Here is a 7,413-nt window from a genome sequence, read left to right as displayed (position 1 = left end):
AAAAAAGAAAATTGAAAAAAAATATTTTTTTTGTCCACTTTTATTGACTGGTACATTTTTACTAAAGCAAGTAAGTTTACCTGTTTTTCAAGGCACTCCGCCGACGACGGAATCATTTTTTTTAACGATATGTAAATATCAGTTTTTCAAAAAATGATGTTATTATTTTAGCGGAGATTTAGGATTTGTCAGCAGATTCTATCCCTATTGATATGGGATTTTTTCCCAAGTTGGGGGGGCATTGTCATTCCAAACTTCCACTGTCATTCCAACTTTACACTGTTATTCCGAACTTGTTTCGGAATCCGTGTAGTGTGCCCAACACAGATGCTGAAACGAGTTCAGCATGACAAGGCTTTTTAGACAGCATGACGAAGTGGCAAATACCGCATGACGAGGTTTTTGGGCGGCATGACAGAGGGGGCACTGTGCACAGCATGACGTTTTTTTTATACCGTATGACAAGGGCTTTAAACAGTGGAATGGTGAGGGTGCAGTGTCATTCCGAACTTGTTTCGGAATCTGTGCACTGTGCACAATGCAGATGCTGAAACGAGTTCAGCATGACAAAAGAGGGGCAAAAGCCGCATGACAGGGCTTTTAGGCAGCATGACATTTTTTTTATACCGTATGACAGTGTAGAAAACAAAAGCAGCTGTTCTCTCTGATGGCTTTAAGTAGTTTGTGAAAAATTCTCAGTGGACTTTATGGAAAAACTCACTGAGTTTTTAAAAATTCTCACTGACTTTTAAAAAATTCTCAGTGAGAATTTTCCGGGTTTTATTTGACGTGCCACTCGGTAAAAATTACCTTACAATTCCAGAACCTGCTCCAGGGAAAGGCCTGTGCATTTGGAAATAATTTCCACGGAAACCCCGGATTCTTTAAGTTTTCTGGCGTTTGCAAGTTTTTCTTCATTCAGCGCTTCGTTCACTGCTTCTTCTTTTTCTGCGGCGGCGGCTCTGTAGCCTTCTTCATAGCCGTCTGCACGGGCGTGCTTTTTGATAAAATATATTTCCTGCTCTAAAGTCATCTGTGTCCTCCATTGTTCAGCGGGGATTTTGGCGCGCATGACTTTTTCCTCGAGCGATTTTGCAAAGCCGGAGCTGTCGGCTTTGTTTTCAAGAAGATACCTGAAAAAAGTCCTGAGCCTTTCTGTGGGCATTTTATCATACTTTCGGGCGTTGCAAAAGACTTTTACAGTTCCGTCGTTCAGAGGTGTCTTTCCGTCTTCTTCACATACGTTCCTGAACGTGTAAATAGGGAGTCCCTTTTTGAAAACGTCGTCAAGGCAGAGAAAGATTATGTAGCTTTCGTGAAGCTCCTCGTAGTCAAAGCCCTGGCTCAGGTTCGAGATGTCAAGAATTCCCTGATAATAGCGTGCGCGCTTGGGAAGGTTCTTGCGGTCTGTGGTCTGCATTTCGATGTCGAAGCAGCGTCCTGTTCCGTCCTTTACGTAGACGTCAAAGCGCACGCCTTTTGAAAGGAAGTCTACGTCGATAGTCTTTTCCGCCTGCGAAAGTTCCAGCCGCTCAATCTGGATGTTCAGGAGCATTTCAAGGAAGTCCTTGCACAGGTCGAGGTTTTCGCTCATCACGCGGCAGAAGATAAAGTTGTTCGAAAGCGATGCGTTTTTCCACTGCGCTTCCAGCGATTTTTGAAGGTAGTAGTTCAATCTGTTCTCCATGTAAGTTTTTTGGGTTTACTTATATATTGCTGAAATTTTTTAAAAACTGTCCGCTCCGCCAACGTTCCACTGTCATTCCGAATGAATTGGCACTGTCATTCCCAATTCCCACTGTCATTCCGAACTTGTTTCGGAATCTGTGTACTGTGCACAACACAGATGCTGAAACGAGTTCAGCATGACAGGGCTTTTTGGACAGCATGACAAGGCTTTTTAGACAGCATGACGGAAGTATATATATAGAAGAAAAGTGAGGGGAGGGGGATTCGAATTCAGGGCTATGTAGAAAAGATTTTATGTTTGTTCTATAATAATTTTCCGGAAACTTCAGTTTTTTTGGGGTTCATCAATTTTTTTTACAGAGGCTTTTTATGTCCAGTTATCCTTTTCAGAATATCGAAATAAAATGGCAGAAATATTGGGAAGAAAACAAAACGTTCCATGCGGCAGAAGATTCATCCTTTCCCAAGGAAAAGCGGCGCTATGTTTTGGATATGTTCCCTTATCCGAGCGGAGCGGGGCTTCATGTGGGGCATCCTGAAGGCTACACAGCGACAGATATCTACTGCCGCTATCTTCGCATGAACGGATTCAATGTGCTTCATCCGATGGGCTACGATTCTTTTGGGCTTCCTGCTGAAAACTATGCGATAAAGACGGGAACTCATCCTTCCATTACAACGAATGCGAATATCGAGAATTTCACAAGGCAGATAAAGTCGCTCGGTTTTAGCTATGACTGGGACAGGTGCATTTCAACCTGCGAGCCGGACTATTACAAATGGACGCAGTGGATTTTCCTTCAGCTTTACAAGAAAGGGCTTGCCTATGAGGCTGAAACTCCGATCAACTGGTGCCCTTCGTGCCTTACCGGGCTTGCCAATGAGGAAGTCAAGGAAGGGCGGTGCGAGCGTTGTCTTTCTGTTGTAACGCGCAGGACAATCCGCCAGTGGATTTTAAAGATTACGGATTACGCTGAAAGGCTTCTTGAGGATCTGGAGCTTCTGGACTGGCCGGAAAGTGTAAAGCTCATGCAGAAGAACTGGATTGGAAAATCAACCGGCGCTGAGGTTGAATTTGAAGTTGCAGGCGCGGACGGAAATGGCACTGGAAAATTCCTCAAGGTTTACACAACACGCGCGGATACTCTTTTTGGCTGCACTTATATGGTTATGTCCCCGGAACATAAAATGCTCGGGGAGCTTACAACTCCGCAGCAGAAGTCCGCTGTTGAAGCCTACGTGGCAGAAGCCGCCAAGAAGTCTGATCTTGAGCGCACTGACTTGAACAAGAACAAGACCGGTGTTTTTACCGGAAGCTATGGAATTGATCCTGTGAACGGCGCGAAAGTTCCAATCTGGATTTCTGACTATGTTCTTACTTCTTATGGAACAGGCGCGATTATGGCTGTTCCTGCGCATGACGAGCGCGACTGGGATTTTGCAAAGAAATTCGGGCTGCCCATTATAAAGGTTGTTGCAACAAAGGAAGAGGCTGCTCTTCTTGGCGGCGGAGATGAAAAAAAGGGCGCGGAGCTTCTGCGTTCGGCTGCGGAAAATCCCGGTGAGTACAAAAAGCTCTGCGATGCGCACCCTGAAGTTTTTTCAGTGGCAAATGAGTGCACTTCCGCAAAGGATGGATATTCAATAAATTCCGGCTTCCTCACGGGAAAGTCCACAAAGGATGCAATCACCCAGATGATTCAGTTTCTGGAGCAGAAAAAATGCGGAAAGGCAACCGTGAACTACAAGCTGCGCGACTGGATTTTTAGCCGCCAGCGTTACTGGGGCGAGCCGATTCCTCTTGTTCACTGCGAAAAATGCGGCTGTGTTCCTGTGACTGAAAAAGATCTGCCGGTAAGGCTTCCTGATGTAAAGTCCTACCAGCCGACCGGAACAGGAGAAAGCCCGCTTGCCGCAATCAGCTCATGGGTGAACACAACCTGCCCTGTGTGCGGCGGAAAAGCCCGACGTGAAACAAACACAATGCCGCAGTGGGGAGGCTCGTGCTGGTATTATCTTCGCTATCTTGACTCAAAGAACCCTGATGAATTCTGCTCAAGGGAAAAGGAAGAATATTGGATGCCTGTTGACCTTTACGTGGGCGGAGCGGAGCATGCGGTTCTTCATCTTTTGTATGCGAGGTTCTGGCACAAGGTTTTGTATGATCTCGGCGTTGTTTCAACAAAGGAGCCGTTCCAGCGTCTGATAAACCAGGGGCTTATTACATCATTCGCCTTTCAGAGAAAAAACAAAACTCTTGTTCCCACTGACGAGGTTGAAGAGAAAAACGGCGCTTTCTTTGAAAAAGCTACCGGCGAGCAGGTTGAAAAAATCATCGCAAAGATGTCCAAGTCGCTCAAGAATGTTGTAAATCCTGACGAGATGATTCAAAAGTACGGCGCGGATTCTGTGCGTATGTACGAGATGTTTATGGGGCCGCTCACTGTTTCCAAGCCATGGAACACGCAGGGGCTTATCGGCATAAACCGCTTTCTTGAAAAAGTCTGGAACATCAGCGAAAAGCCGATGGACGATATAGACATAAAGGGGCAGCTTGCGGACAAGGCTCTTGTTTCCCTTAGAAAAGTGTTCGCCCAGACAATAAAAAAAGTCACGGAGGACACTGATTCCCTGAGCTTCAACACTGCGATAAGCCAGATGATGATTTTTATAAACGAAGCTTCAAAGTTCGCTTCCATTCCAAAGGCAATGTGGAAGGATTTTGTTTTGGTTCTAAGCCCTTATGCTCCCCATCTTGGAGAAGAGCTTTGGCAGAAGCTTGGAGCTGAAAAGACAATCGCCTACGAAAAGTGGCCTTCGTTCAGCGAGGAATTCTGCAAGGAAGACAGCATTGAGATTGTTGTGATGATAAACGGAAAGCTCCGCGACAAGTTTGAAGCCGCCCCGGGAACAGACGAGGACACGCTGAAAAAGCTTGCGGCTGAAACTGACGGCTACAGGAAATTCACGGACGGAAAAACAGTTGCAAAAGTCATTGTCGTAAAGGACAAGCTTGTGAATATTGTGGTGAAATAAAATGAAGCACTCCGATCTTAGGGCGCATTATATAAAGACTGCCGGCATTGTGGCTCTGTCGGGGAATGTTGTTCTTGCCGCTGTGAAATTTCTTTTTGCATACCTTTCAGGCTCGCTTGCAGTGGCGGGAGATGCAATCGACAGCTCCACGGATGTCTTGATTGCATTTGTGACGCTGTTTGTGAGCAGGATAATCCAGCAGCCGGGCGACAAGGAGCATCCCTGGGGGCACGCGCGCGCGGAAACAACTGCCACAATGGCTCTGGCGTTTATAATTTTTTTTGCAGGCGGACAGCTTGTTCTTTCCGCGGTTAAAAAGCTTATATGCGGAGATTTTCAGAATGAAATTTCACTGGCGGCGGTTTATGCGGCGGTGGTTTCCATGGCAGGAAAAACTCTGCTTGCGGTGGTTCAGTTTCATTATGGGAAAATCGCGGAAAGCGAAATTGTAAAGGCCAACGCGCAGAACATGAAGAATGACATTGCGCTTTCGGGGGCGGTGCTTGCAGGCCTTTTGCTTTCTGAGATTTTTAAAATGCCGGTGCTTGATCCTGTTGTTGCGCTGCTTGTGGGCGCATGGGTAATCAAGAATGCCGCTTTGCTTTTTGCAAGAATGAACATGGAGCTTATGGACGGAAACGCGGACAGCTCTCTTTATAGAAAGCTTTTTGACGCGGTTGCAACAGTTCCGAATGTCAAAAATCCGCACAAGGCTAGAATCCGCAGAATGGCTTCAAGCTTTGATGTTGATCTGGATATTGAAGTTGATCCGATGCTTTCTGTTTATGAGGCGCATGAGCTGAGCGAGCAGGTTGAAAGTGCCATACGCAAGGAAATCCCTGAAATTTATGACATTGTAATACACATAGAGCCTAATGGCTCTGACGGACATCAGCCCAAGGAGGAATTCGGGCTGACTCCGGGAAGCTTGTAGAAAATGCATTGTTGCGCAGAATGCAAGTTTTTGTTTCTTTTATTTCACTTTACACAATAATACTGTTTGTTTATAATTAATGAATAAAACCAACAGCGTCAGGCAATGAAGCACCTTTAGTCCCGCAAGGGATGAGCGTTAGCGAAGTGCGGAACTGCCGACGGTACTTTGTACCGGGACGCCCAAAATAAAAGGAAAATGAAAATGGGAAACAATTATTTTAACTCAATTCCATGGCGCGAGGCACGGCTTCAGCTCGGCCACTGCCGCTCAATGGCAAAAGAAGAATTTGCTGACGGTGTAAACGCTCTCAAAGGAAAAAAAATCGTAATCGTTGGATGCGGCGCACAGGGCTTGAACCAGGGAATGTGTCTGCGCGACTCGGGGCTTGATGTAAGCTACGCTCTCCGCGAGGCGGCTATTGCAGAAAAACGCCAGTCATGGAAAAACGCCACTGAAAACGGTTTTAAAGTAGGCACTTACGATGAGCTTATTCCGACTGCTGACCTTGTGGGAAACCTTACTCCAGATAAGCAGCACACTCCTGTAATCACAGAAGTAATGAAGAGAATGAAAAAAGGCTCTGCCCTGTGGTATTCACACGGATTTAACATGATTGAAGAGGGAATGCAGATCCGCCCGGACATAACGGTTGTAATGTGCGCTCCGAAAGGCCCGGGAACAGAAGTATGGCACGAATTCCAGAGGGGATTCGGAGTTCCTGACCTTATCGCAGTTCATCCTGTAAACGACCCGGAAGGCAAGGGCTGGGCTTATGCAAAGGCTCTGGCTGTGGGAATGGGCGGAAGCAAGGCAGGCGTTCTTGAATCTTCTTTTGTTGCCGAAGTAAAATCCGACCTTATGGGCGAGCAGACAATTCTGTGCGGTATGCTTCAGGCAGGAACTATCGTATGCTACGACAAGATGGTGAGTGAAGGCATTGCACCTGAATACGCCACAAAATTCCTTATGCACGGCTGGAACGTAATTTCAGAAGCTCTCAAGTGGGGCGGAGTTACAAACATGATGGACCGCCTTTCAAACCCTGCAAAAATCAAGGCAAACGAGCTTTCCAAGGAAATCAAAAAGCTCCTTGCTCCTCTTTATCAGAAGCACATGGACGACATCATCAGCGGAAAATTCTCTTCTACAATGATGCAGGACTGGGCAAATAAAGACCACGACCTTTTGACATGGCGCGAGGAAACTGGAAAACTTCCGTTTGAAAAGAACGAGGAATCTAAGGAAGAAATTTCCGAGCAGGAATACTTTGACAAGGGAATCCTCATGGTGGCAATGGTAAAGGCCGGCTGCGAGCTTGCATTCGAAACTATGGTTGACGCAGGAATCAAGGAAGAATCTGCTTACTACGAATCACTGCACGAAGTTCCGCTCATTGCAAACCTGATTGACCGCAAGCGCCTCTACGAAATGAACCGCGTAATTTCCGACACCGCTGAATACGGCTGCTACCTTTTTGCAAACGTTGCCGCTCCGATGATGGCAAAAGACCTTATGCCTAAGCTTCACACAGACGTAATCGGAAAAGGCCTTGAGCTTAAGGACACAAGCGTAAGCAACACACAGCTCGTAGAAGTAAACGCTGAAATCCGCAACCACCCGATTGAAGTAGTCGGAAGAAAGCTCCGTGCCTATATGACAGCAATGAAACCAGTTTTGTAAAAAACTGGCAGGCACGGTCAGTAAATGTCCATAAAAAACAGGATATGCCTCCGTGCCGTATGACAGCAATG

4 protein-coding genes are annotated in these 7,413 nt (G+C 46.4%); 3 read left to right on the top strand and 1 reads right to left on the bottom strand.

The features are described 5' to 3' along the window. Positions 1-811: 811 nt before the first annotated feature. The gene (locus tag ACI4L0_RS08785) at positions 812-1,675 is read right to left on the bottom strand and encodes an Rpn family recombination-promoting nuclease/putative transposase (protein ID WP_439799782.1); all 864 of its coding nucleotides are present in this window, start codon (positions 1,673-1,675) and stop codon (positions 812-814) included. A gap of 383 nt (positions 1,676-2,058) precedes the next feature. On the opposite strand from ACI4L0_RS08785, the gene leuS reads away from it, so the two are divergent. From leuS to ilvC, 3 genes are all read left to right on the top strand, one after another. Then, a complete protein-coding gene (leuS, locus tag ACI4L0_RS08780) occupies positions 2,059-4,725 on the top strand; it encodes a leucine--tRNA ligase (RefSeq protein ID WP_439799792.1) in 2,667 nt (888 codons plus the stop codon). 1 nt (position 4,726) lies between these two features. Continuing rightward, positions 4,727-5,659 carry a cation diffusion facilitator family transporter gene (locus tag ACI4L0_RS08775; RefSeq protein ID WP_439799791.1) on the top strand — a complete coding sequence of 311 codons (933 nt, stop codon included), beginning with the start codon at positions 4,727-4,729 and terminating at the stop codon, positions 5,657-5,659. Between the two features lie 204 nt (positions 5,660-5,863). Next, positions 5,864-7,342 (top strand): ketol-acid reductoisomerase, encoded by a 1,479-nt coding sequence (gene ilvC / locus ACI4L0_RS08770; protein ID WP_439799790.1) that lies wholly within the window; start codon positions 5,864-5,866, stop codon positions 7,340-7,342. Positions 7,343-7,413 lie beyond the last annotated feature (71 nt).

The sequence above is a fragment of the Treponema sp. genome (assembly GCF_051883275.1).
In the GTDB taxonomy this organism is placed as follows: domain Bacteria; phylum Spirochaetota; class Spirochaetia; order Treponematales; family Treponemataceae; genus Treponema_D.
Note: the sequence above shows the minus strand (reverse complement) of the source record. Positions and strands in the feature narration are given on the sequence as shown.

Excerpts from the sequence above, each read along its gene's own strand:
- leuS (WP_439799792.1), top strand. The coding sequence starts at position 2,059 with ATGTCCAGTTATCCTTTTCAGAATATCGAAATAAAATGGCAGAAATAT.
- ACI4L0_RS08775 (WP_439799791.1), top strand. The coding sequence starts at position 4,727 with ATGAAGCACTCCGATCTTAGGGCGCATTATATAAAGACTGCCGGCATT.
- ilvC (WP_439799790.1), top strand. The coding sequence starts at position 5,864 with ATGGGAAACAATTATTTTAACTCAATTCCATGGCGCGAGGCACGGCTT.